The organism is Isoptericola sp. Y541, from assembly GCF_059445465.1.
Window position 1 is genome coordinate 1 of the sequence record NZ_JCAIUJ010000021.1, and the last position, 536, is coordinate 536.

At 68.7% G+C, this 536-nt stretch carries 1 protein-coding gene; it reads right to left on the reverse strand.

From position 1 onward, the window contains the following. Window positions 1–536: transposase family protein (locus AC1C2V_RS19730; protein WP_495391349.1), on the reverse strand; the 536-nt coding region annotated here is incomplete at both ends.

Consider the following 536-nt stretch of genomic DNA (forward strand, 5'->3'; position numbering starts at 1 on the left):
GGAGATGGTGCGTTCGACGGCGGCGCGGATGGACGCGACCGAGGCGTTCCAGATCTTGGCGAACTCGGTGCGCTCGGCTCCGCGGGCCTTCTTGATCGGGGTGGTCGCGCTGTGGCCGACGTAGCCGGTGTCGCCGATCCACTCCACCTCGTCCAGGACCTTGGTCCAGCCGACGAGGTCGAGGGCGGCCGAGTCGTGCCGTGCGCCTGCCACTGGCGCGGACACGGCGAGCAGGGTGCCGTCGGTGGCGGCGGCGACCTGGATGTTCAGGCACTGCACGTGATGCTTGCCGGAGTAGTTCGTTCGCCCAGTTTCCAGCCGGTTGCCGGTCGGTACATAGGTCCCGTCGACCAGTACGACCCGCCCCCGACAGGCGTCGGCCAGGTCCTGACGGGCCAGGCAGGTGACCTGCTCGATTAGCGGCAGCACGTGCCGGTAGATGCGCGAGACGGTGGCCTGCGAGACGGTGAAGAACTCCCCGACCATCGCCTGGGACAGGTTCGTGCGCAGCAGCGTCAACGCCAGTCGGACCTGGT